This window comes from Ensifer sp. ENS09 (assembly GCF_014852425.1).
GTDB lineage: Bacteria > Pseudomonadota > Alphaproteobacteria > Rhizobiales > Rhizobiaceae > Ensifer.
This window is the reverse complement of record NZ_JACVBP010000024.1, coordinates 1-405: the sequence shown is the minus strand read 5'-3', so window position 1 is coordinate 405 and position 405 is coordinate 1. Positions and strand designations below refer to the sequence as shown.

The 405-nt window shown below is 57.5% G+C and carries 1 rRNA gene; it reads left to right on the top strand.

Annotation, left to right across the window (positions count from 1 at the left end):
- Positions 1–108 (top strand): 5S ribosomal RNA (gene rrf / locus IB267_RS33060); the annotation flags it as partial.
- Positions 109–405: the final 297 nt, after the last annotated feature.

Genomic DNA, 405 nt, shown 5'->3' with positions numbered 1-405 from the left:
GTTCTGGCGGGGTGGCTGCACCCGTTCCCATTCCGAACACGGCCGTGAAACGCCCCAGCGCCGATGGTACTTCGTCTTAAGACGCGGGAGAGTAGGTCGCTGCCAGGTCTGCAAAACGCAAGATAAAACGCCGCTCCCCTTCGAGGCATAGCCGAGAAGGATAAGGTAGCGGCGAAAACAAGACCGGAAATCAAAGATCTCCTTCTCTTCATCCCTCGGCCCTGCCGAACACGGGCCGCCCTCAAGCGGCCCTTTTGTTTTGCTAGGTTTGAGACAAACAACGGGATTTTGCGCACGCAAAACCCGGACCGGTTAAACGGGATTTTGCCTTCGGCAAAACCCGCAATGAGCGGATAAATCCCAAAGGGATTTACCGCGATGGCGCGGGGTGGAGCAGCCCGGTAG